13 protein-coding genes are annotated in these 25619 nt (G+C 63.5%); all 13 read right to left on the bottom strand.

Features of this window, described 5'->3' with window-relative positions:
• Positions 1-7: 7 nt before the first annotated feature.
• On the bottom strand, positions 8-1822 hold the full coding sequence (locus tag ACMDW7_RS06875) for a DEAD/DEAH box helicase (RefSeq protein WP_377302087.1): 1815 nt from the start codon (positions 1820-1822) through the stop codon (positions 8-10).
• On the bottom strand, positions 1815-4670 hold the full coding sequence (locus tag ACMDW7_RS06870; RefSeq protein ID WP_377302089.1) for a DEAD/DEAH box helicase: 2856 nt from the start codon (positions 4668-4670) through the stop codon (positions 1815-1817). Before ACMDW7_RS06870 ends, ACMDW7_RS06875 begins: the two co-directional genes overlap by 8 nt.
• Positions 4667-6058 carry an EH signature domain-containing protein gene (locus ACMDW7_RS06865; protein WP_414859631.1) on the bottom strand — a complete coding sequence of 464 codons (1392 nt, stop codon included), beginning with the start codon at positions 6056-6058 and terminating at the stop codon, positions 4667-4669. The genes ACMDW7_RS06870 and ACMDW7_RS06865 overlap by 4 nt, the downstream gene beginning before the upstream one ends.
• Complete coding sequence (locus ACMDW7_RS06860; RefSeq protein ID WP_377302093.1) at positions 6055-6831, bottom strand: flagellar motor protein MotB; 777 nt, start codon at positions 6829-6831, stop codon at positions 6055-6057. The genes ACMDW7_RS06865 and ACMDW7_RS06860 overlap by 4 nt, the downstream gene beginning before the upstream one ends.
• Positions 6832-6834: 3 nt before the next feature.
• Positions 6835-8526 carry a hypothetical protein gene (locus ACMDW7_RS06855; protein WP_377302095.1) on the bottom strand — a complete coding sequence of 564 codons (1692 nt, stop codon included), beginning with the start codon at positions 8524-8526 and terminating at the stop codon, positions 6835-6837.
• Between the two features lie 95 nt (positions 8527-8621).
• The gene (locus tag ACMDW7_RS06850; RefSeq protein ID WP_377302097.1) at positions 8622-8984 is read right to left on the bottom strand and encodes a hypothetical protein; all 363 of its coding nucleotides are present in this window, start codon (positions 8982-8984) and stop codon (positions 8622-8624) included.
• Positions 8985-9065: 81 nt separating this feature from the next.
• Positions 9066-11858 (bottom strand): site-specific DNA-methyltransferase, encoded by a 2793-nt coding sequence (locus ACMDW7_RS06845; protein ID WP_377302099.1) that lies wholly within the window; start codon positions 11856-11858, stop codon positions 9066-9068.
• A 1-nt stretch (position 11859) separates the two neighbouring features.
• The gene (locus ACMDW7_RS06840; protein WP_377302100.1) at positions 11860-14937 is read right to left on the bottom strand and encodes a BPTD_3080 family restriction endonuclease; all 3078 of its coding nucleotides are present in this window, start codon (positions 14935-14937) and stop codon (positions 11860-11862) included.
• 28 nt (positions 14938-14965) lie between these two features.
• On the bottom strand, positions 14966-16711 hold the full coding sequence (locus tag ACMDW7_RS06835) for a nuclease-related domain-containing DEAD/DEAH box helicase (RefSeq protein ID WP_377302102.1): 1746 nt from the start codon (positions 16709-16711) through the stop codon (positions 14966-14968).
• A gap of 4 nt (positions 16712-16715) precedes the next feature.
• Entirely contained in the window at positions 16716-18614 is a 1899-nt protein-coding gene (drmB, locus tag ACMDW7_RS06830) for a DrmB family protein (RefSeq protein WP_414859630.1), read from the bottom strand.
• The gene (locus ACMDW7_RS06825; protein ID WP_377302106.1) at positions 18614-21574 is read right to left on the bottom strand and encodes a helicase-related protein; all 2961 of its coding nucleotides are present in this window, start codon (positions 21572-21574) and stop codon (positions 18614-18616) included. Before ACMDW7_RS06825 ends, drmB begins: the two co-directional genes overlap by 1 nt.
• A 322-nt stretch (positions 21575-21896) precedes the next feature.
• Complete coding sequence (locus ACMDW7_RS06820; protein WP_377302108.1) at positions 21897-23885, bottom strand: UvrD-helicase domain-containing protein; 1989 nt, start codon at positions 23883-23885, stop codon at positions 21897-21899.
• Positions 23882-25192: a DNA cytosine methyltransferase gene (locus ACMDW7_RS06815; RefSeq protein ID WP_377302110.1), complete on the bottom strand. Its 1311-nt coding sequence runs from the start codon at positions 25190-25192 to the stop codon at positions 23882-23884. The genes ACMDW7_RS06820 and ACMDW7_RS06815 overlap by 4 nt, the downstream gene beginning before the upstream one ends.
• Positions 25193-25619 lie beyond the last annotated feature (427 nt).

The raw sequence follows: 25619 nt of genomic DNA, 5'->3' as shown, positions 1-25619 counted from the left end.
CTGCCCGCTAGCCGATGCCTCTTTTCGTGATGGCGCGGGGGGAGCGCTCCCAGCGTTCCATCACGCGCGCATAGCTGAGCACCCCATCCGGCAACCCTTCATCCTGGACGTCGATCAGACGACATCGCTTCGTCCCGCCATTTGCCGGACCGCGCAACCCTCGCCCAGCCATCTGTTCATACAGCGTTGCACTCATTGTCGGCCTTGCGATCAGGACGACGTCAACCTTCGGTGCGTCGAACCCTGCCGCCAGAACGCCTACCGTGACCAGCACCGACGGCCCGCCGTCCTTCCGACGGAACGCTTCGATTGCCAATGAGCGCGACCCGCGCGGCGTTGCTGAAGTGATCGCGATCGCAGTCCCAGGACCTCTGATCCGTTCCACACAAGCAGTCAATATCTCCGCGTGTGCAATGGAACAGGCAAACACGATGGCCTTGGCCGCGCCTCTCATTGCGGCCAGCGTCTCCACGATCTGTCGATTGCGGTCGACGGACCCGCCGAGTCGATCCAGATACTCAGGCGGGATCTCGTGGAAGCGTTCCACGTGGCGTCTTTGTGCAGGGGTCATGGCGGGTACGTTCCGTACCCGCAACCTGATGTGGTCGATCTCCGACAGAATGCCGCGCCGCTGGAGGGTCCCGACCGGGCTCGTACCAAGGGCCCGTGACGTGACCAGTCGCCTGCTGAACATCCGCCTGAGCGCTGCGTCCTGCGTGTCATCGGTGCGCCAGGGGGTCGCTGTCATGCCGATCAGCAAAGGGGCTGAGGGCTCCGGGAGCCACTTCCCGCTCGCCTTCACCCCCAATGCCTCGAGTACGCCCCTGAACTCTGCGGTGATCGCGCCGTGTGCCTCATCGATGACGACACAAGCCAGGTTTCGATCGCGGATCTGGGCAAGCGCTGCCGGATCGCGACGCGACCAGCTTGCCAGCTGATCGATGCTCGCGATCAACACCTCAGGCTGTGCAGGCGCATCCGGCAGGCTCTTCGGGTCTCGGCCGCCCCAAAGGCGGACCAGCGAGAGGGGTTCAAAACGGGCAATGGGCTCAAACGCGCCCCGGAGGGGCGGCACCTGCCAGACGGCACGGAAGCACTCCCACGCCTGGATCTGCAGCTCGGCAGAATGGGCGATCCAGAGCACCGAGGATGCGGATTCCGGGAGTCTCTTCGCAAGGTGATCACAGATCGCCTCGACCACCACGCGTGTCTTGCCGGCGCCGGTCGGCAGGGACAGCAGCGCTGAGCGTCCACGGGCACGGCTGCGCAGCAGCAAACGAAGGTGATCGTAGGCTTGTACCTGGAAGTCATGCAGAGCCGGCAGAGGCGCTCCCGGGAGAACCTCCATGTCCTCGACCTTCAGCTGATCACGTCTCCGCCAGAACGCATCGGGCAGACGCAAAGCCGCGCAGAAGAAGCGTGCCCATGCGCCACCCTGGTGCCAGTAGGCGGCTATGGTCTCGGGTGCATGACCGCGCTGTGTTGCATCGCTGCGGATCGAGCCGGTCTTGCTGCTGCTCAGTTCGTTGTAGCGATCGAGGAGCCTTTGCCACGTCGCGGTGCTGCAACCGCGCAACCACTGTTCCCGGATCCAGGGACCGAGGACCGAGTCCTGCATCAGACCCGGACCTTCGGTACGTGCTAGATGCGACGGGATGTCCGCACGCGAGCGCTTCGCTCCGCCCAAGCCCGAAAGCGTCTGTTCCACGAGCGATAGCGACTCGCGCAGTCTGCTTCCATACCGGCTGGCCAGAAATACCTTCCAGGAATCCGACGGGATCCTCCGCAACGCGCGCTCGATGAGCACGATCGCATCAGCCATCAACCGCCTCCATCGCTGGCGGAAGTACCGCCGCTGCACCATCCAGCCCCAGCCCATTCAGCAGCGACCGATAGTCGGCGTCGGTGAATGCGGGTGCGGCCATCAGGCTCGCCGCAAGCCCGCGTTTGCGGTCCATCAGGCGCTGCAGCTGCATGTCGAAGCTCCGATCCTCATGCCCCGGCATCACTGCCAACGGGTAGTGAATATGGACCGGTCGCGTCTGACCGATGCGATACACGCGGTCCGAGCACTGGTCCTCGACCGCCGGATTCCACCATCGCGACAGGTGAATGACGTGGTTGGCGGCGGTCAGCGTGAGACCCACGCCGCCTGCCTTCGGTGAGAGAAGCATCACGTCGAAGCCCTTCTCGCGCTGGAAGGTATCCACTCGCGTCTGGCGGACTTCCGTGCTGACGCTGCCATTGATCACCATCGGGTTCCGGCGCATCCGGTAGCGTCTTGCAAGTAGCGTCGGAAGCTGATCAGCCTCCTGCAGATCAAGGCTCTCCAGAAAGATGAGGGCCTTTTCGCCCTGCTCCGCGATGCCATCCAGCACATCGATGGTTGCCGCCAGACGCGCAGAGTCCTCTACCCGCAACTCCTCGCGCTGGAGAGACGGCGTCAAGAGCGCGGGATGGAGCGAGATCCTGCGCAGGTCCTGGATCATTCCAAGCGTGCCCGATGAACCGGTCAGGTTACGAACCGCAAGCGCCCGGACGTAGGCTTCCAGCTGCGGCGCGGGCATGTTCCGCGTGTGTACATGCACATGCTTTGGCGGCAGACCCTCTAGCTTGTCGGTCTTCAGCCGGCGCAACACAAGCCGCGGCGGCCCGCGCTCCTCCTCCTCCTTGTGCCACACCGCATCCCGCAACTCCTCCACATGCTCATCATTGCGCTCGTAGCGCGCGCTGAAACTCTTCAGCTCGCCGAGTGCCCCTGGTTGCACTGCATCGGCAATGCACCACAGATCGGCGAGCCGGTTCTCCACCGGGGTGCCGGTCATTGCCAACATGAAGCCCGCGTTCAGCCCCTTGACGGCATGGGTCACGCGCGCACCGGGCGACTTGATCCGTTGCGCCTCGTCGAGCACGGTCACCGCAAACGGGACCGAGCCGAAAGCCAGCTGGTACTCGGTGACCGCCTCATAGTTGGCAAGGATCAGATCTCCTCGAGCGATTGCCGAGGCGTCCAGCCGCGCGGTGCCGTCTACATGACGGCCTGTCTTCAATGCGCGGGCATGATCTCCGTAGACGCGTACGACCCGGCCGAGACCGGTCCCTTCGAGATGCAGCGCGATCTCCGCCTCCCAATTGCGCAGCAGACCGACCGGAGCCACGATCAGCATGGGTTGCCTCGGAATCTCCGCTGAATCCATGAGCTCCTTCACCCAGCGGCAGAACATCAGGGCCTGAAAGGTCTTGCCCAGCCCCATGTCGTCACACATCAGGGCGCCGCGACTGCCGGATACCCAATGGCGTTGCATCCACTGCACTCCGGTCACCTGGTGTGGTTTTGGCGTGGTCCTCACGCCGGCGGGCATGGCGATCACCCCCGGCCGAGCCGCACCACGAGCGCGGTTGAACCCCGCGCGCTCGAGGTTGGTCTCGATGATCAGGACACGCGGGTCGGTATCCTCGCGTTCCCGTCTGTTGCCTGTGCGCCGCGAGACCTCCGCAGCGAGCTGCTCAAGCGCTGCGAGGTTTGCCGGCGTAGCGCGCACTTCCGCGTCGCCGATCTTCACTGTCGGCTGGCCTGCGGCCATGGCGGATCGGATGTGCTCGACTGCGGATGCAAGCTGCACCGCGTCGAGCGCGACGTCCTGCCCGTCAATGCGGACACCCGACTCGATCGGCGCATCCCATTCCTGCGGCGGAATCTTGATCCAGGGCACGATCGGCGGCTGCCATTGACCGATGTCGATCACGCGATCGCCGAACCGATCGGTTTCAATGAAGACGCAAGCCTCGTCGCCTTCGGCGCCGAGCATTTCCCGTACCACCGCGTCAGGCTGACGCGCTGCGCGGATCCGTACCTCCTGAGGTGCATGGCGCAGCCGGCGCAGCGCTGCAATCGCCTGCCTGACCGGTTCATCGACGATCACGTAGGTCCCGTTCGCCAGAGGAAACGCGGAAGCACCCTCAGGCAGCTGGTCGATACGACGTGCAAGCAGCGCCTCATCAGCTTCGGTCAGCGCCCGCACATGCTCGGATGCATCACCATCCCGCGCAGGTCGGGACACGAGGACCACCGGCGCGATCTGGACGTGTCCATCGTTGGTTGTGCTCACGCTGAACGTCACCGCCGTCGGCGTGATCACCCGGAACGCCGCGAGAAATGCGTCAGTCAGCCGGGCTGTTCCGTCGTCGCCGAGCAGCGCACGGATGCCTGCCCAATGGCGGAACTGCTGCTCCAGATCCGCGCCGACGGATGCGTTGAACCGGTGAACGAGTTCGATGATAGCCAACGCAGGATGGGCAATGCGCCACCGTCCAGCATCGACGACGAGCCACGGTCCGTCCTGGGTAACGTTTCGCGCCGTGACCGTCCTGCCGGGCTGGAGCCACCTGACCGTCAGCGCGCAGTCCGCCAGACCCATGCGCCCGGACAGACGGATGTCGAGCCCATGCGGCGCGGCGGGCGGCAGACCCAGCGCTCGTGCTGCCGCTTCTGACAGTTCGCTGATGGCACGCGGTCGGGCGGCAAGCGAGCCCTGCGCCGCCTGCCACTCACCCGACTCGAGCCCTGCAATGACTGACGCTGCTGCTGCAACTGGCAGGGTGTCCAGCCATTCGTTGACCGGGCGGTCCAGGTGCCAGGTGGCACCGGAAACGTGGAGGTCGACTTTCAAAGAATCTCCTCGTCATCGAGATGGATGCCGGTGTGACGACGGATGAAGTCGCGAGCCTTGCGCTGCCAGCCGCCCCCCTGGGAGTTGAAGTGCGTCAACTGCGGTCGCTCATTCATCCCGTCGTGGAAATCCATGGATTCCGCGTCCCGCAGATCAGCTCCGTGGTAGCTGCTCTGGTACAGCCTCGGGGCGTCCGGATCGGTCTCGGCATAGGCTCGCAGGCTGCCGTTGTGGCTCCACTCGGTGAACACGAGCTGACCGATCCGCAGCAGCATCACCGACTGGTTGCGCGCGGCGCCTCCTTCCATCTCCCCGGCACCAAGGCCCAGCACTTCGGAGCGCAGACGTCGAACAAGCCGACTCGCATCAGGGCCGAGGGCGAGCCACACTTCATCGACATGACCGGCCTCGTAGTACGCCATCCAGAAGCGCTGTCTGTAGCGCCAGATGTCATCGGCCGTCTGCTCGAGAATCCTGATGAAGCCGCGCAAGGTGTCGCCCGCGAGCCAGCCGAGCAGTACCCGCAGTGCGTCCTGCGACACGCCCTTCCACGCGTGGGCGCGGTGGCCGGCGATCCGGGGGTCCTTGTACCGCTCCATGAACAGCCGCGTCAGCCGCGTCTTCAGCGAGTCGGGCGGCTGGCGCCGAACCCAGGGCGTCAGCAGCGCCTCTGCGAAATCGATGCGATGCACGCTGCTCTCGATCGGTGCTGCCGCGCTTGCCGCCCAGGCCATTGCACGCTCGACGGCTCGTTCGATCGCAAACACATCCCCGCGGCCAGCAAGAGCAGCCCGGAATGCAGCTGCCCCGATGGCCGTGTCCACGAAACCTGCCCACAGACGGTTTCTCTCGAGCCACCGATCGATCGGGTCGGCGGACGCCATGAACGACGCCGCCACGCCGCTCGGTGCCCGCGCGGGTTCGAAGAACCCGACTTCCGCGTGCAGCTGCCTCAACTGATCGCAAGGCGCACCAGGCGTCAAGTCGATCATGCGCTTCAGGCGCGAGGCGTACTCGAGGAACCAGCCGTTGCCCGGATCGAATGCGTCACAGTAGGTAAAGAACAGGGGCATCAGCCAACGTCTGGCACGCCGCGGGCCATCCTGCAGAGCACGTGGCAATGCCTCGCGCCAGTAGCGTCCGACCAGCTCAGGGTGAAGCTCGTGCAGCGGCGGCTGCCCTCTGATCCACCATGCATAGGGCAGCTTGCGCATCTCGCTGGCGGATACCGTCGCGTAGCCCTGGGCCCGAGCACGGTCATAGGCCCGGCGCATCCGCATACCGATCACCTCCACCTTTCCGGGCGGAGCACTGAATGCGGCCAAGTCCATCGCTCGCGTCACGCCCTCCAGATACGTGAACGCCACGGGAAGCGGACGGAACATCATGGCTTCGCCTGCACGGGTCCGGCAGATCGCAGGGCCGGAAGCAGCTCCTCGATCGGCTTGTAGCTCAGCACGATGCGCAGGTCGACGCGACGATTGACGCCATCGGCCGGGTCTGTGCCGCGCAGCGGGCGCTTGTCCGCATACGCACTGAAGGAGAAGACGGGCTGATCAGCCCTGTTGCGGTAGCGCACGAGACTGCCGCCGGAGACAAGCACCTGTTCCACAGCCCGTGCACGCGCCAGCGATAGGTCGAAGTTGTCTCGTCCGCCGCTTGCAAAGGGCACGCTGTCCGTGTGGCCTTCGATGAACATCGTCTCGATCTCGTGACCGTGCGGATTGGAGGCGCATGAGCGATTGCGCCGTTCGCTGTCCACGTAGCAGGGCATGGCAAGCTCGAGCTGATCGCGTGCGAGGCCGAGCACACGACGCCCCTGCTCGCTGAGCTGGGCACTGCCGCGCGCGAAGAGCACGTCCTCCGGCAGGCTGATCACCCCGGTCTTCGGATCGACACGGATCTCGGGCAGCACCTTGGCGAGCGCGCGTCCGATCGCACCGGTCACCACGATCAGCGGATCGCCCGCGCCGATCAGACCGGCACGCTGCTCGTCAATGAGCTGCTGCTGCCGACGCTGCTCCAACGCCAGAACCACCACGAGGATGATGAAGACGAACAGCAGGCCGATCATCAGATCGGATGCGGACGCGAGATAGCCGCCTTCTCCCTCGGCATGCGGCGCACGATCCGGTTCCGTTCTTCGTGCAGGGATCAGCATTCATCACCCCCGCGGCAGTCTGCTCGACAGCACCTCGCCGAGCTCCTCGATCGCCTCCTCCAGGCCGGTCACGCCCTTGTCGAGGCTGCCGACGGCGCGAGCAAGCGCCTCGTCCATCTTGCGATGCAGTTCCGCGACTTCGCCTGAATACTCGGTGACCCCTGTGGTGACCTCGGAGACTGTCGTCGCCAGTGTCCGCGCGGTCGTCGTCATGGCATCGCGGGCCTGGACCATGAGCGTTGCGGTCTCGCTGACCGTACGTTCCAGCAGTGCGATGACCTGCTGGATGGACTGCAGCGCCTGAGGCGTTGCATCACGCACCGCGCCGACCACTTCACGTTGCTCCCGCGCAAGCTCCTCGACGCTGCCAGCCACCTCGTCCAGTGTCCCGCTCGTCCGCTCCAACGCACCTGCAGCCGTCTCGATGCCCTGCGTGGACTGGCGCAGACGGGCAATGAAGTCATCGGCTGTCGACAAAGACTTGTCGAAGGTCTCGGCGCCGCTGCGCGCGACGTTTGCCGCGTTGTCGAGCGTCAGGTCGAGATCGTTCATGGTCTCCTTCAGCGTCTGGAGCGCCGTGTTCAGGTTCTGCAGCGTCTCGACGATCTCCTTGGGCGCCTCGCCGATGCTCTTGCCGCTTGCGCTCAGGACTTCGGCCAGCTCCGCGAGGGTCTTCTTGAAGTTCTCCATGTCGGCCTTCATGCCATCGCGGATCAGGATCGAGAACTCCTCCATCATCTTCTTGAGCGCATCCTCGTTCATCGCCCCCAGCCGCCCTGCAAGCCCGTTGACGGCGCCGACCAGCTGTTCGGTCATTCGCTCCATCTGAGGAGAGAATGACTTGGTGATGGCATTCGCAAGGGTCACCGCGAGGTCCGTCTCGAAGCGCTTGAACGTGCCAGTCTGCTCCCGGCTCTCCTCGAGCAGCTCCTCGGCCAGCTCGACGGTCTGGCGAGTGTTGGTCTCTGTTGCGCGGCCGAAGCTCAACTGGCTGAAAAGCGCCATCTCAGTGCCCCCGACCGGCACCCGCTGAGCGAGCGTATTGACGACCGCGTCCGCAGCAGCCTGCAGCCTCGACATCCTGTTGCGTTGGGCGATGGTCCAGCAGATGGACGCGAACAGACCAGTCAGCGACGTCAGGAACTTTGCACCCGCCGCGCTGAGCAGGCCGCGGGTCGCACCAGTCAGATCTGCGCCTGCGGCACTGCCGGGGGCAGGCAGGAGTGCTGCCGTGGCCTGCGTCAGGGCCAACGTCAGAAAGAAGAACGTGAAGAGCAGGCCCACGCCGACCAGCAGATTCGGTGCAGCCTCTGCGAGCTGCACGTTGATCGATCGGCCCAGCAGTCGGTCAGCCTGCCAGATATCCCTGGGGGAAGACAACATCACATGCAGTCGGCGCTCGCCCTGCTCGAGCGCAAAGACTCGCTCCTCGGTCTCGGCCCATGCCTGCTTCACCGCCGATTGGCTTCCGCAAGCGTCGCGCGCCTGTTGCGCCGTCCGATGCCATTCATGCGCCGGGGAGTCTTGCAACGCTGCGGCAAGTCGCTCGAGTGCAGCCTGCGTGTCGAGTGCCGCAGGGCGGAACCACTGCCAGTAGCGATGGACGGACACCGCCACGATGAAAGCGGCAGCGATGATCACTGCCACCGAGTTGTTGGCGAGAAAATCGACGATCGGCGCCAGCCACGAATTCACTTCAAGGTCTCCATTGAAATGCACCCTCTTCGGGGTGATCGCAAGCGGTCTTCTCTTCCAGTTGGGGAGCTCCGCATGAATTTCCTTCCGCCGGATCAGTAGCGGCAGTACCAGTCAAGAAAGCGCTCAAGCGCACCAAGCGTTTCACAGCGCAGGTAGTAGGCCGTGCAACCTTCCCGCAGTCGGGAGCACTGCGTGTTGACTGCGGAGCTGCGTGGCTGCTCCGGCGCATATGGCATGCCCGGGTGCTTCTGGTTGTTGATCTCGACACCCGTGACGTCCGCACCGATTGCTTCCACCCAGATGTAGATCTCCCCCATCCTTTCCCGTGCCAGCGCGAGCTGCCTGCCGCGTACGGTCTCGAACGCGGCAAGCTTCGTTGTCGGCTCTCGCAGGCGCTTAAGACGGGATGCGAGAAGCGCTTCGGCCTCCTGGGCGAGGGGGAATGGGGCGTGCATTCGGGTGTATCTCCTTTTCAATTTGATGAGTCGAGAATTTCGATTAGCGGGTGATCGGCAGTGCGCTGCCGTCTGACAGGGTCACTGCACGCGGAACACCTTCATGACTTCGTCCCCGAGGTGGTTGATCACCTTGACGGCGATGCGGCCGGACCCCGGCTTCGGGAAAGGGCGCGAGGTGTCGCTGTTCAGGGTGGCCCAGACGTCGGGGTCGATCTCGGCCTTCAGCGTCATCTTCAGCGCCTTGTACGGATCGCCCGCGCCCAGGAAGTAGGCGTGGCGCACGAAGAAGCTCTCCTCGTTGTAGTCGGTGTCGACGAACCAGCACGCGATGCCATCGGCACCGTCGCTGCGGACCTCGCCGGTGCCGGGGTGGAAGACGTCGACGCCGTTCACCTTCACCTGCACCTGGCCGCCGCCGGCGTCGAGGATCTCGATGTCCGGCTCGCCGAAGATGACGAACAGGTTTCCCTTGCCGGTGTTCTTCAGGTCCTCGGCCATGTGCAGGTCAGCGTTCATCCTTGCCTTCAGCACCGGCACGCGGCCGAGCTTTGCGAACTCGGCCGAGTGCGCGTCGTAGTTGAAGGCGCACGCGATCAGCACGTCGAAGCCGGCGTCGCCGGCCTCGCGCGCCGCGGCCACCAAGTCGGGCCGCGACACGGTGCCGAACTCGGGGCCGATGAAGATGGCGGCCCGGCGCTCGGCGTCGCTCTCGACGTAACGCCCCTCGGCACAGACCAACTCGCCCGGCCACGGCACCAGCGACGTGAACTCGATGCGGTCGGCCTTGTGCGCCTGCTGAACGCCGGACGTGCGCAGGTTCTCCAGGATGATCAACGCGAAGTCGCGCCCCGCCTCGCGCTCCGCTTCCGACTCGGTCAAAGAGTCGACCAGCTCGTCGTTCTCGTCCACGGTCAGTACGCGGTGCGGCGACAGGCTCTCCACGGTGAACGGCCCAGCGACGCGCACTTTCTTCCGGTCCTCGTAGGGCCGGTCGTACAGATACTCGAACTCCGCCTTGGCTGTGATGGAGGCGTCTATCTCCCGTTGGCGCTCGATCCGCAGACTCCACCACCGGGAGTGCAACTCCCGTCCCTGCTCCGACCACTTAGCATCCGCTTCGCGCGGAACCTGCCACTCCTGCCACTGCTGGCCCAGACATTTGTTGAGCGCGCCGCGAAGTGGCTCCAGCAGCTGCAGATACTTGTCCCAGATGACGTCGATCTCTACGTTGTTGGCGATCGACTTCAGAGTGATGTGTGGCACGCGCTCATACACGAAGCCCTGCCGAACGTTGCCGTTCGTCAGCGCGCTGGACGGCACAGTGCGCGTGATTTCGGCTTCCTTCAGCTGCCCGTCGCGACTGTCTGCGAGCAAGTAGTACGGATAGCGCGCGCCCATGATTCGAGCCCTTGCCAAGGCAAGAGCTACACGCGACGTGTCGATGGTGATCCAGCGACGCCCCCACTGCTCGGCGACATATGCAGTCGTGCCAGAGCCACAGGTCGGATCAAGTACCAAGTCGCCTGGGTCGGTCGTCATGAGAATGCATCGCTGAATAACTTTCTCGACCGTTTGAACGACATACAACTTACTTTGTTCGGAGCGAACGTCGAGCCAAAAGTTGTTGAGCGGCAGCTGATCAAAGTCGGCCCATCGTTGTTTGTAGATTCGTACTGAGCCTGGGCTCAGGATGATGCGATCCGCCTTGCAGAGACGCTCCATACCCTCGAGCGTTGTCTTCCAATTCCGCTGAGCGCCCGAGTCAAATCTGAGCCCCTGGAACACGAAGCTGCCCGTTGTGTTGGCACGAACCCCAGGCGACACAGCTGAGTTCGTGCGAAAGAGACGAGCCTTATCGATGCGCTCAGGTTCCTCCAACTCAGTTGTCGTTAGCCCGCGAACGCCCTTCGCTGGGTCGTCATACCAGCGAAACTCGCCCCTCACCTCCTCCTTGAGTGGCTTAGGCGAGTAGAGCGGTCGATACTTCGTCTGGTCCCTCCTCTTCGAGTACCAAATCAGATAGTCGAAGGTGCTGGCGATCAGCCGGCTCGTCAGGCCGGTAGTCTTGGAAAAGGCTATCTCTCCACAGTAGTTGTCCTCTCCGAAGACTTCGTCCAAGAGGGACCGGACTCGATGTACGTTCTCATCACTAATCTGCACAAAGACTGAGCCCGAGTCGTGGAGTAGGTCCCGGGCAACGGTCAACCGATCGCGCAAGTACGACAGGTACGAGTTGATTCCGTCACGCCACGTATCCCGGAACGCCTTGACCTGCTCCGGCTCGCGCGTGATGTGGTCGGCGCTGCCGTCCTTGACGTCGCGGCTCGTCGTGCTCCACTGGAAGTTGCTGTTGAACTTGATGCCGTACGGCGGGTCGAGGAAGATGCACTGAACCTTGCCGCGCAATCCCTCGCGCTCGGCCAGCGAGGCCATCACCTGCAGGCTGTCGCCCAGGATCATCCGGTTCGACCAGTGGCCGTCGTGCTGGTAGAACTCGGTGCGCGCGTCCTCGCCGGGCAGGCCGTTGAAGTCGGCGAACAGGTCCACCTGTTCGGCCTTAGGCGTCTTCTCCTCGCGGCGCCGGTCGGTCTCGCGCCGCAGCTCGTCCACCAGCACCTTGGGGTGCACCTTCTCCTGGATGTACAGCGGCGGCGCGTGCACCACGAGGTCGGACCAGTCCTGCTGATCCTTGCCGCGCCAGACCAACTGCGGGTCTAGGTCGCGGTTGCGGCGCTCGTAGGCGACGCGGACGGGGCTCTGCTCCTCCTTCGCCATGACCGACTGGTACTCGGCGGTCGGGATGTTGCGTCGCGTCGCGTCGCCGTGCTTCAGCGTCTCGACGCTGAGCGGGGTGTTCTTCTTCGTCGCCATCTCAGTGAGTCGCCTCCACGACCGGCAGCGCGGGGGCGGCTGTCTCGATCATCGTGTCGAACTGCGCCTGCACCTTAGCAGCGAAGTCGGACTGCATCTGCCACACGTCGCCGAACTCGGCGAAGGCCCAGCGCCCGTGACTGCCCAGATTGTTGACGCCGGGCACCCAGTAGGTCTCCATCGTGGACTTTTTGTCCTTGGCGTCCTCGCCGCGCCACCCCTTGATCTCGACCACGAGGTGAAGGAGGTCGCCGTCGCCGCGGCCGTCGTCGACGAGGACGATGAAGTCCGGGCGGTAGGTCCGCGTCTCCGAGCCGTACCGGTACGGCACCTCGAAGTCGAGGTTGTGGTTCTTGACGTAGGCCTTCACGCGCGGGTGGCGCTCGGCCACGCGGCAGAACTCGGCCTCCCAGTCGCTGTCGAGGATCACCCAGTTGACGTGGCACTTCGGCGGCGGGCCCGCGGTGTCGTAGCGGTCCGTCTTCGACGTGTTGAAGTTGACGTGCGCGGTGCTTCCCGTCGGGTTGTACGGGTCGAGCACGGCGCGGATGGGCCGGCTGCCGACCGCGGTGCGCGTGATCGCGTCGCTGATGCGCGCCGCGGCCATGTCTGCCAGGGTCTTGTACTTGAGCTGAGCCGGGTATGTGCCGCCCTTGCAGACGAGGCACTGCTCCAGCCACTGGCGCGTGATGCGCTTGAGCTGGCCGAACAGGTGCAGCTGCGGGTCGCCGTCGGCGTCGCGCCAGCGGGTGAGCACGAGGTGCGCCGTCAGCTCGTAGGCAACCTGGGCCACGCGCACCTGGCCGGTGTGCACGAGGTTCAGGTCGACCGTCTCGCCGATGATCCCGGAGTTGCGCGTCTCGGTGGCGCCGACGAGGTCGGGCGTCAGTTCCATCACCGAGTCGGCGTTGAAGTCGGCCCCCAGGCGCAAAGCCGGCAGGTCGGCGCGGTAGCCTCGCACGCGGGGGAAGCGGATCTCCAGCGCGTCGCGGTCGGGCCGCACGGCGCGCACCTGCACGGTCTCGCGCGGCTTCTGCGGTGGCGCCACGACGGGCTTCGCGTTGAAGTCGAAGGGGATGCCCAGCACGTCGGCGTACTCGACGTTGAACAGGCCCGCCTCGTTCAGGTCGTAGGAATAGCGCCGCAGCGCGCGGCCGATGACCTGCTCGCACAGCAGCTGCGTGCCGAACGCCCGCACGCCGAGCACATGCGTCACGGTGTTCGTGTCCCAGCCTTCGGTGAGCATGGACACCGAGACGACGCAGCGGATCGACTCGCCCAGCCGGCCCTTCTTGCCGACGGTGTTCATCACCTCGCGCAGCAGGTCCTGGTCGGAGATGTCCTGTCCGGCGCGAACGTCGCCGGTGCGTTCGACGATCTCGCGGCGGAAGCGCTCGATCTCGTCGGCTGCCATCGCGCGGAAGGTGTCGTCCAGCGCCTCGCCGGACTCGAGCTGCTCGCTGTCGATCAGGAGGGTGCGCGGCCGGCCGAGCGGGTTGCCGTTCTCGTCGTGGTTGCGGAACAGCGGCAGCCGGCCCTCGACCATCCGCACCGAGCCGTCCTTCTGCACCTGGCGGAAGCCCGCGATGTAGTCGTGCACCAGCTTGGAGGTGGCCGTGTTGTTGCACACGACGATGAAGCACGGCGGGACGGGGATCTTCTCCTCCGCCCACAGCGCGAAGGTCTTCTCATAGTGGCCGTACAGCGCCGCCAGCGCGGTCTGGAACTGCGGCGGCAGGTCCAGCGGGTTCAGGCTGTCGGCCTGCCCGCGGCCCTTCTTCGGCATCTTGGCGCGGATGTGCTCCCACAGGTTGCGGAACATCGGCATCTCCGCGCCGGGGATGTTGTCGGCCACCGGCACGCGCGGCAGCTTGACGATGCCGGACTCGATGGCGTCCATGAGCGAGAAGTCGCTCATCGTCCACGGGAACAGCGTGCCCTCGGCGTAGCCCGAACCGCGCAGGAAGAACGGAGTGGCCGAAAGGTCCATCACCCTAGCGACGCCCAGCTTGCGCGCCACGACCTCGAGGCCCGAGATCCACAGGCGCGCGGCCTCGTTGTTCTCCTCGGCTTCCTTGCGCTCCTCGCCCTTGAGGTCCTCGTCGAGGCCCGCGCCGGGCTTCTCGCGGTAGCAGTGATGGGCCTCGTCGTTGATGACCATGACGTTCGACAGGCCCATCAGGTCGGGCATCACCCGCTGCAGCATCTGCCCCTCGGTCTCGAGCGTGTCGAGCTCGTCGCCGCCGCGGCCCTGCAGCAGCAGTCGCCCGCCCTTGGACAGCTCGATGCGCTCGCGCCGCTTGAAGGCGTGGAAATTGGTGATGACGATCTTGGCCCGGTCGAGGTCGGGCAGCATGTCGTCGGGGACGATCTCGCGATGCCGGAAGTAGCTGTCGGGGTCGTTGGGCTGCAGCACGCGCAGCCGGTCGCGGATGGTGATGCCCGGCGCCACGACGAGGAAGCCACGCGTGAACCGGCGGCTGCCCGGCCGGCGCACCGCATTGACCGTCTGCCACGCGATGAGCATGGCCATCACCGTGGTCTTGCCCGCACCCGTGGCCAGCTTCAGCGCGAGGCGCGCCAGGCCGGGGTTGGCCTCCTGGTTGGCACTGTCCAGGTGCTCAAGGAAGCGCTGGCCGGCCTTGCCGAGCTCGGGCGCCACCTCCGTGAGCCAGATCGCCGTCTCGACGGCCTCGATCTGGCAGAAGAACGGCCGCACGCCGGAGAACTGGTGGCTTCGCCAGTGCTGCAGCAGACGCGCAGTCTCGGGCGTGACCTTCCAGCGGCGCGGATCAGGGATCGCCCGCCACCTGTCCACCTCGGCCCGCACGCCGTTGATGATCGCAGAGTGGTATTGAGTGTCCTGAGTCGACAATCCCTCATCGAACAGCAGCGCCTCCTGCTTTGGTGCGCCCTTCTGCTTCCTCGGCTTGGGTATGGGCGTGATGAAGTCGGCGGGGCGGCGGCTCTCCACAACATGCTGCGTAGGCTGCCCCGACGTATCCAGCTCCCAGTGACGCCGTGGATAGGCGTACGGGGAGTTAAGGATCGGATGGGAGAAGAAGGCGCTGTCGGTCATCGTGTCGCTTGCGGTGCCGGCGAATACATCAAGTGTGACTTCCTGCTGCCGGACGACCAGTCAGTCTCAGCGCAAAAGCGGTGGACTGTAGGTCGTATGCCTTGCGTGCAGCGTCAGGGAGGAAGACGTGAAGAATGCCAGTGGCCCTAGAGAGACCTGCGTAGTGCAGCATCGACCACTGCGGCTCACCGATTTCAGCCATGTCGATTGCCAGAATCACACGCCGCTCAAGCCCCTTGAAGGCGTGCATCGTCGAGAACAGGACGCCTTCTGCGGGGCCTGACGATGCGTTGACAATCGGCACTCCGCCGATGCTCTCGACCTCCGCAACAAGGGAGTTGGCTCTAACACGCGTCGATAGTATGGCGATGTCCCGTGGCGCAATGTCCTGCCTAAGAAGCCGCGAGACGGTCGCATCGAGCTGCCGTACGAAGTCGGCTGCATCTCGGTAGTAGACGTTGCCGCACTCCGGCCCGTCCGGAGCGCCCTCGATGGCGAGATCGATCCCTGACACGATCGATCCCTGGGTCGCCACCTGGCGAGTGTTGCGACAGTTCTCGAACAGGTCATCGAAGGCAGGTTGCGCCTCCGACAAGCGCTTTTCGACCTGGTCCTGTACATCGCTGCCATAGATGTTCTGGTAGCGGTCGAAGAAAATGTGCCACCGCCCGCGATTGATACCGGGCGAACCCAGCATGAGATCGAATGCATCGATATTGTCGGGGGTCAGCAGATCCTGGGCCTCGTCGATGACCAGCGCGTCCCAGGCAGGCAGATCGCACTCAATTGCGGCCTCCACGAAGATGCGCGGAAAAGTCTCGGCAAACAGCCGCCTGTTGTCGCCGCCCTCATCAAGCCGGTCGACCATACCAGCTCGCTGAATGACCTCGCGGTACAGCGCGTGCACATGACGGACATCTATTGACGACGCTGAACGATCGCTGCGCAAACTCAGCCGAATATGTTCGGCAAGAAGCTGGTTGAAGCACAGAAACAGAACCTTCATTCCCTGGCTGGCCAGCAGCCTTGCCCGTTCGATGGCAATGACGGTCTTGCCGGTGCCCGCCTTCCCCCGCACGATGGTGCGCGGATTCGCCGCCATTCGCCTCGACGCCCGGATCTGATCGTTGGAGAGCTGAAGAAGTCGCGACTCGACACCGTTGAGGTAACTGCCGAGGCTGAACGCGGAGTCCACATCGGGTCGCAGTACCTGACGCGCCCGGCGGATTTCCGCCCTATCAGGCAAGCGAGGTTTGCGGCCGCGCTTCGCTTCATGCGCCTCGACCCAGAATCTGTTGAGCTGGCCGATGTAGTAGCCGAGATTGCGCCTGAACTCGCGGTTGTCGAGCAGCACCCCCTGCTCAATCTCCTCGCCGGTCGCAGTAAACCGTTCCATCGGCATGACGACGCCGTACCCGACGAGCACGTCCTCGAACTGGGGCTCCGCTTCGATCAGGCGCTTTCGTACGGCCTGCATGGCACCTTGGGCCTGCGACCAGGGATCCTCTCTCTTTTCGTAGCTTCGTCCGGAGTCCCCGAATCGCCAGACGCCATCCTTGCACTCAACCTTGCCGCCCTTGACCTCGAGCGCGAAGAACCCTTTCGTCGAAAGGACGACGATGTCCGCTTCACCCCAAAGCTTCGCTTGGTGGTGCTGAAGACCCAGCGAGTGCAGCACAATCCAATCCGGATCGAGATCGCGGCCGAGCCGCTCGTACACAAGGCGTTCGCCGTAGCTGCACTCTTTCGGTTGTTCGGGGATCAGCGTTGCCATGCCTTCATTCCGCGAGATCCGCAAAGAAGCCCCTCCACCCGGGAGGCCCACCGTCATCCGCCGAGCCGACGAGCATCGTGCGATCCAGCTCGCGATTGAACTTCTCGCAGGCGGTCTCCGGGAGGAGCAGGCAGCAATGACAGGCCGCGCCGCTGATCCGTTCGCCTGACTGGTCCGGATCAGTCTCGATGCAAACCGGATCACTGCCGCACCACCGTGCACTGAGAATTGCGCGGCGAACGACATGCTCGATCTGATGGGGGTCTGCCAACCGGACGAGCCCACCCAGGCTGCCTTCGGAGTCCGGCGAACCCGTGTAGATGAGAACCCCGTTCATGGGCGGGTTCTGAGAATCGCCTTCACTGATGTAAAGGCGTTCACGAAGTGCTGACGACGAATATCCGCAGTCGACGGAAATCGTCCTGATCAGGGCATGCGCAAAGGAATGCACGAGCAGCAGTCGTGCTGTGATGGAATATCCACGGGGGTAGCCACGCTCCTCTGCAATCATCCTCGATCTGCGCTCGAGTTTCGCCACGCGGTGCTCCAGCCCGGGATTCGCTTTCAGCCAATCGCCAATCGCACTCGCGCGGAACCTCAGAAACAAGCCTTCGCCCCGAATCTCAGCGGCTGGCAGCCAGTTTCTCGGCGTCTTCGAAAGCGGGGCAATTGCGCCGTCCCGTAATGCTTCCGCGACTTTTTCCGCGCTGACTGGATACGGTTCAATCCGGCTGAACCCGGCTAGCGCCCGGACCTCTCTGAGCCGTGATACCGCTCCGACGAGATCGAACCACGGACGCAATCCCTCAGGAGGTGGCGAAACCGAATTGCAGAACTGCGGCACGATTCCGCCGACGACAGGATCGTCCCGATCGACCGACAGCGCTGAGTATTCCTCGGCGCGCGAGTCCACCGTGGCGGTGCGATCCGCATTTCCATCGATCTTCTGCTTCTCGTTGTACGCGGCCACCAGTGAGTCGATCGGAACGCCATACGTAGCGGCCAAGCTTGCCAGCACTGGGCGAACAGCCTCTTCGGGGAGTGCCCCCAAAGTGAGCCACTGCCCATCGATGATCTGGAACGTGGCTTCCGACACCGGCGGGATCGAGATTGCGGAAGCGATCACGGCGAAGTGAGCGTTCGAAGCCCCTCGCTGGATGACACGAGGCGGTGAGTCACAACCTTCTTGGCGGTCATGCAGCCAAGGACGAACGCCGCGGCAGCCGGCGTTGCCGAGACTGTCCGGGCGGAACGCGTCCCCTAACGATGCCGATGAATTGCAGTGTCTGCACTTGACGTACAGGTCCCCTAGGGCCGCAGACTTTCCGCGGGATCCAAGTTCCAGTTGAGGCCGATCGCAGATACCGCCGTCGCGCCGTCTATGTGCCCACCATTCCCATGGGAAGTCATCCATGTGGCCCTTGCGACACGCCACGACGAACCGGACCGGATTGGTAGGCAGCGGCTTCGAATGCGCGCCGCACTCGAGCTGGGTACCGTCGGCAGAGAGCTGAAACGGCTTTCCCTCGGTACCGATCCGATTGCACTTGGGGCACTGGTGCCACGCAGGAAATCGCACGGCGGGTATGCAATGACTTGCGTCGACACGCCCGGGAAGGCCATACAGATCCTCCGCGGTCGGAGGCAGCCGAAAGTGAGTCACTCCGAGCTGCGCTTGGAGGCGTGCCTCACCGATGGTCAACGAAGGAAGTCGCGTAGCAGACTCCCAGTCGTCCAGTCCCATCGGCATGAAGGAGCCCTTCTCGAGATCCACAATCGAGCCGATGCCATAGGTTGAGACCAGCTGTGAACGCCGCACCCTGCCGATGGGCTGGACACCTGCCGTTGCAGCCGGAGACGCTTGTCTTCCCCGTGGTCGATTGAATCTTCCTGAACTCGGCATTAGGCCTCCCCTGATCTTCGCTGGATGCTCTTGAGCACAAACGCCGTCGACGGCTCCACCTCCCGCATTGAGTTCGGAGTCGACCATGACAGAGCGCCGCCTCCCGAACCCTCTTCTGCCGAGTGCATGAGGTGTGGCACGGCGCGCCCGAAGGGCGCCTTGCGGTGCCAGTACGTGAGCCGCATGGACGAGCCACGAGAATCCGAACTGCGCCTCGCCCACTCCTCGATGATCGCCTCGATCTGCTGTGCAGTGTCCGCGACCTCGATCGGGTCAGCAGCAGCGGCAACACGGTCGATGACCGCTTGAATGATCTCAGCCACGCGCGGTTCGGCGGGATCAAACCGAATGGCATCCTCTTCGCCGGCGAGTCCCGGAATCAGGTGCCGCACAAGCGACGCCACTACAGCGTGCAGAGCCTTGTCGCGCGCGCGCGGAGCCCACGGCGTCACGCTCGTCGCTTCTACGCTTCTGTACAGCGCCGAGTGGTAGGTCCTGAAGTGCTCGAAGTGAGACAGATCACGGGGTCGTCCGACGTTGTAGAGCGTGAATACCAGTCCCGGCATGAGGCGTCCGACTCGGCTGCTCGCCTGGATGTATTCCGCAGTCGACTTCGGCTGACCATTGACGACCATCAATCCAAGCCGCGGAACATCGACACCGACCGAAATCATGTTTGATGCGAGTACGACGTCCTTGGGCTGCGCAAACTCATTTGGATTTTCGGCGTGCATGCTCAGTGTCGTACCCAGTTCGTCGAGCACTTTTGGGAGTTCGCGAGACGACTTCCGGCTGCTCAGCTCTTCGGGTTCGTGCTCGAGGTCGCGCCTTGACGTACCAAGTCTGCCAGCAAGAAACTGGATCTGTCGCGGCACGTCGTCTTGCACAAGCACATACGCACCGCCCAATTCGCGCAGGCTGTTGAAGTAGGCAACAACTGTCCAGTAGGTGTCGATCTGGTCATCATCGACCGTTCCCCTGTCAAGCATTGCCCTCGCCGACTGAAGAAGCGCAGCGAGCAGGGCCTGAAGGGCGAACTTCGGACTGCGACCAGACGTTGGTAGTCCGACATACATCCGATCCGGGCCGATCTCATCCCTGACCGCAAAGAACGAGTCCGACGCGTCGAAACCCGGAGGCGGGAATTGGAGGACGTTGCGATCGAAGAGTGCACGAACTTGCTTTGCCGCTTGACCGATCGTTGCGGTCGAGCCAATCACCTTGGGACGGTCGCCATCTCGGGTGCAAAGAGAGTCGATGATCGATTCGTAGAGTCCGGCCATCGAGCCGAGCGGGCCGGAGATCAGATGCAATTCATCCTGAATGATGAGGCCAGGCGGTAAACCTCCGTCCAGCCCGAAGATTCTTCGGATGTCGGTTCGCCGAGGGATCTGCGCGAACTTGTCGATCGTCCCGATCAGAAGCGATGGAGGTGCGTGATAGATTTCTTCATCGACCGTCATCACAGGCAAGGATGATCCAAAGGTCTCGCACTCCGCGTTTCTGCACCTGATCTCGATGACAGGGCGGGCGGGGTCAGCCTGGTAGTCGGCAGCTCTGAGATCTGTCCCGCAGACGGGGCAACGCAGCAACTGCCGCGGCGTCGACTTCGGCTTTCGATCGGCCTGCTCCTCTAGGAGTGCCTCGCGCGCACTGTCCATCGACAGCGGAGTAGTGTCGCTGCCGACATATAACCCCAGAGAGATGCGCGCAGATCCCAGCCTCGCGTCCCCGACACGTATCAGCTCGCACGCTGCGACTAGGGCCGCCGCGCGCTGGAACTGCTGGACCGTCAGCAGGCGCAAGGTGTAGCGCATCAATACGTCTACGCCGCCATTTTCACGCCTCCGGTCGTCGACAAGTCGCCGATGGAAGATCTGGAATGCAGTCAACGCCAAATACGCCTCTGTTTTCCCACCCCCGGTAGGGAACCAGAGCAAATCCATGCATTGCCGACTGTCTGCCTTGGGGTCGATCAAGCCAGGGATCACGAGGAGCATGAAAGCAAGCTGGAACGGCCGCCAGACAAGCGAGCGGGCTCCCACACCCTTGGAAGGGAATCGTGACTGCCGATCCATTGCTGCATTCGCGAGCGCGAACGCGGTCCACGCGTGCGCATCGTTTCGAAGGCAGTCGACGCCAGCCCGGATCCGCACCAGAGTCGACTCGCATCGCGCGAGATTGAAAGCAGAAGCAGCGGCGAGCGCCCCCGAGAAATGCCCGGCTCTCGAACGCAGCTCCGAGTCGATCCAGCTTCCGTAGCAGTCAACAAAGGCCCCGAGCGCCCTGACGACCTCCTCCCTATCAGCTTCATTGCCAAGGAAATCGGCATGCAATGCCTTCGGGTGATCCGCCAGGAAAGCCCTCAGTGAAGCGTGTCCCGCCGGGCTGGTTCCCGAAACGGTAGCAACCGGCAACCACGAGGTACGAACCTCCGCAACGGATTCATCGCGCGGGTCATCCCATGCCGCGCCTACCCCATGCCCAACGGCGAACTCCCGGATCCTGCGGTACAGGAGCGCGTTTGTCAGCGCGTCCTCGTCGTCATCGGCAACCGGCATATGAGGCCGGGGCTGGATCATGCCTTTGCCATCGACCAAGGACCGGATCACGAGCTCGGTCTGAAAGAGGCATCGGGCGTCGCGTCCACCTTCCCCTTCAACTTCGATCTCCTCATTGATCAACGTGACCGTGATCACATCCTGTTGCGGCCCAAGCCGACGACGCACGTGCAGTGCCACGCGGGGGTCGCTGACGAGCTCGCCACCGGCGCCGATGAAGTCTGTGACAATGCCGGAATGTCGGTCACCGGCTCTCACGACGTAGCTGTAACCCAGCGGCCTTCTTTGCCAATGGAAGACGCCTGATGAGCGTCCTGCCTCGGGTTCAGCGGCGTCCGCAACTGTTCCTGCGGGCTGCGATTTCTCTGCGCCGGCCGGACATGGGACGGTGGAAGACACGCGCTCGTATCTTGCCGTTGTGCCAAGGCTGACGTACACGTCTACACCGTGCTTGACCGCAAATGTGATTCCGATCGAACACGGCCGGAGAGACCGATACCCGGGAACCGCGATGTCACCTTCTGGTTCCCCAGCATCTAGGCAGTCGGCGGAACCTTCGTCGTCCTCTCCGCCCATCGGGGAGCCCCTCGGCCAGAGAATTCCGGTCAGGTACGTATCAGCCGGCGGAGACTCCAGACGTTCATGAGGGTCGAGCGGACCAACCAACAGGGTGCTCGCCATGTTCACAAGCTCCGCCCTTACGTCCGACATTCGTTTGTGATCAGCCATGCTTGCGCTTCCACGTCTTGAAATCCCCGGTACCCCATAGCGAGACACCCAGCCAGATCCGACTTGTGCTCCAAGGGTCAGCAACAGCCCCCTCCAGGTCACCGGACTTCCCTAGGGTCACGACGTCTGCAATCCGCAGGTTGTAGATGGTGCTGGGCATTGCCAGCCCTCTGTCCCATAACAGATCGAGCAGATCCCAGGTGACATTTGCCGACATTCGGCCGAGCAGCTGACCTGCCTCGTTACCGCTTTGGAGGTGGATGTCGTACCGAATATCTCGGTAACGCCCCGATCCCGCCGCGGAGTCTGCGCGCTTGAGAATGACCTTGCGACCACGCCATCCTGCGGCGTTGAGCAGAAGAGCCATCTGGGCGGCTTCGACCGCCTGGATGCTTCCGTGCACGTCCGTGTCAACAAAGGACTCCGGGAGGATGTCGTCCTGCAACCCCATCTGCACTTTCGTGAGCGTCCCCCACCCGACCAGTCGATCGCGCCGGCTGCTGAACGACCACTTCGAAGGCGCGCGATTGATGCATGATGCCGGAATCCGACCGAGTTGATGAGACGCTCGCGTCACAGCCACGAACCCCACGTTTGCTTCCTCGATCGGATCATCTGGTTCGTCCGTATCCTCCCTAGGTCGCGGTTCCAGCAACGCGACATTCCGGAACTCCATGCCCTTCGCCTGGTGGATCGTAGTAATGCAAATCGTCGGCTGCTCGATGCCCTGATCATCTGGGAAAGCGTCCGGCCAACCGAGACGCTCGCGCAACGCATCGACGTCGATCGAGGATGAATCGTCCGACCCGCCACTGGCTCGCGCGAGACGTTGCCACGCTACGTCCCGAGCTGGCATTTGGGTGGCACCAGCCGCGCCATCGCCTGAACTCTTGAGTGCGTTCGCGTAAATCGAGTCAAACGTCGAGCGAGAGATCGATGACGGCTTGAAACGCGAAAGAAGCTGGCCTATCCAGGCAGGTGCGGTCCGAGTCGTTCCAACTATGCGCAGCAGTACCGGGATCGAAGGGCTCTCGACCGTGGTGCCGTAGATCATCTTGGCAACCATCAGAGCCTCCCCGTTCGTGCGGGTCAGCACGGCCAGAGACCCTTGAGGGAGCGAATCAAGAAGCTCCGGGCCGATCTTGGTTTCCGGATCTTTGGACGGGAGACGGTCGAGATAGCCTCTGACCGCCTCCAGCTTGCGCATCGGATCCACATTCGAGCTTTGCAGAATTTCCCGGAGCGCCGCTGCAATCCTCGCAAGCTCTTCGGTACTGCGGTGATTCCTGATCATCGAGATCTGGCGCAGATCCTTGCCCAGCCTCTCCTTGAGCACGTCCCAGGGATCACGCATCCGAGCGGTGTGACTTTCTTGAGTCACCGAGAACTGGAAAATGGACTGAGCCGGATCGCCTAGCACAGTGAATCCGACCCGGCGCTGTGGCTCGACGGTGAGGGCGGCCAGCAGTTCGATCACCATGTCCGCCCGAACCCCCGGCAGGTCCTGGAACTCGTCCACGATGACATGACGGATGGCCGAGAGACGATCCAGCGCCTGGCTTGCGTGCCCCCCTGCCAGCTGCTGTGTAGCCAACTCGATATTGGTGTCATGCGAGTTTGCGAGAAGCTCACTCACGGACGCGCCAGCCTGCCGGAGCAGGCGAAACGCCCACGAATCAAACGTGCGAATCGCGAGATGACGCAGGTCCTCGACGATGGACTCATCGCGAAGGTCGAGTGCCGCAATGCGTGCGGTCAGCGTCGCGACGGCGCTCCGCGAAAAGCTCAACACAAGAATCTGCGACGGCTGCAGGCCGGCCCGAAGGAGGTGGACGAGTCTCATCGCCGCGACCTGCGTCTTCCCGGTGCCGGGTCCAGCGACAACCAAAAGCCGCGCATCGGGCTCCGCGTCGATGACGGCGCTCTGTTCCGGTGTCGGCCGAAATGGGGGGTGAGGCGATTCCATCTTGCCATCGCTCATGCGACTGACTCCTCCTTGCTCGAACGAAACCCGCTGGCGCCAGCACTCGAAGCGACCGGCCGGATCAGACCCAAGACGACCGATGCAATCCTGCTGGCAAGAAGCGGAGGCACCGCGTTTCCCACTTGCACGTATTGCTGCGTTCGATTTCCTTCAAAGAAGTAATCCTCGGGAAATGTCTGCAGGCGGGCAGCCTCTCGAACCGTCAGGCTGCGACACTGCGCTGGATCAGGGTGGATGTAGTAATGACCGTCCTTGGCGATATGTGAGACGACCGTGCTGGAAGGCTCGCTGCCGATCTGTACTCGGAAACGGTCCGAGTAAGGAGGCTTGCCACCATCAGCCGGGCGGGAACTTCGGTGGTCAGGCAGCAGCGACTCGGGCAGCGATTGCAGGCGCGGGGTCGAACCGAACTCGGCGGCAAACGAGGACGCAAACAGGTACCTCGCCAAGTCGCTCGCCATGTGCGATCGTGTCTCATGCTGGATCACGCCCTCCAACCCCGGAGACTCCATCCAGCGGCGCATGCCGGCAGGCATTGATGCACAAGACTTCGTGTGGGACACGTACGGCCCGCCGATGTGCTCGATGTCCGCTGCGGCGCGCACTGCGGCTCGCATCGTTCGAACAAGTGCTGCCTTCCCATCGGGGGCCCACGTATCTACAGACTGCACCGCGATGCCGAGCGCCGCAAGCCACGCGGCGTGTGAGTCGGTTTCACGCGACAATCGACTGCGCAGCCGAGGCATGCTTCCGATCATCTCCGTGACGGTCACAGGGCGCTCAACCGGCGTCAGGATCCGGGAAGGGCGGTGCGCCAGATCCGACCGTACCCCGAGAAGGATGACGCGGTGGCGCGTCTGCGGTACACCGTATCGCTCGGATTCGATCACGTAGTCGGATGGATCAAGCTCGCCATCCGTTCCGGGCTTGACAAGGGATCGAACCTCGTAGTGCAGCGAACTCGATGGCTTGCGCAGATCCCTGAGAATCCGCGCAAACATCGGACTGCCGCCATGCTTCGACGAAAGCATGCCCTTGACGTTCTCCATCACGAACACTGCGGGTGCATGCCGGCGGATGATCCGGAGATACTCGCGGTACAGGAAGTGCCGTTCATCCTGCTCGAATGCTTCATCGCGCGCGCGACGGCCCCGCCCCGCTAGCGAGTAGGCCTGACAGGGCGGCCCCCCGATAAGCACCCAGTCCGATTCGCCTGCCAGCGCAGCTCGAATGCGCTCGTCCAGACGGGTGACGTCCGTCTTGCCGAGCTCTGACTGCATCACACCCTGTGCGCCCTCGACCAAGGCGTCCGCCACAGACTCGGTAGATCCTAACTCCTCCCGACTCAGCTCTCCGCGCAGGAATTGGAGATACGGACCGAGTGCCCCTGCCTCAAGCAGCAGGTTCCTAGCTTTGCGTAGGCGTAGTGTGCCGCAGGCGACGGGGTCCTTCTCTATGGACAATGCGACGCGGAATGCAGGCCTGCCGGTCGCGAACCGTGCGGAGGCGAACCCCTCGCCCAAGCCGCCAGGGCCAGCGAAAAGATCAATGACCGGTACGGGCTGCATCGGTTTTGGACAGTTGCAATAGAGTCATGATTATTGATTGTGCCTTGCCGATCCAGCGGGGGAAGGCCCCTCGGGTTTTCGAGTGATGTGGGCATGCAACTCCGTTCTGGTCAGGCTTGCCGAGTCGATTGGCTGCTCTGAACGCCAGCGATCGATGAGCCCA

Origin of the sequence: Piscinibacterium candidicorallinum, assembly GCF_047549485.1 — a bacterium.
Lineage (GTDB): Bacteria > Pseudomonadota > Gammaproteobacteria > Burkholderiales > Burkholderiaceae_C > Piscinibacterium > Piscinibacterium candidicorallinum.
Note: the sequence above shows the minus strand (reverse complement) of the source record. Positions and strands in the feature narration are given on the sequence as shown.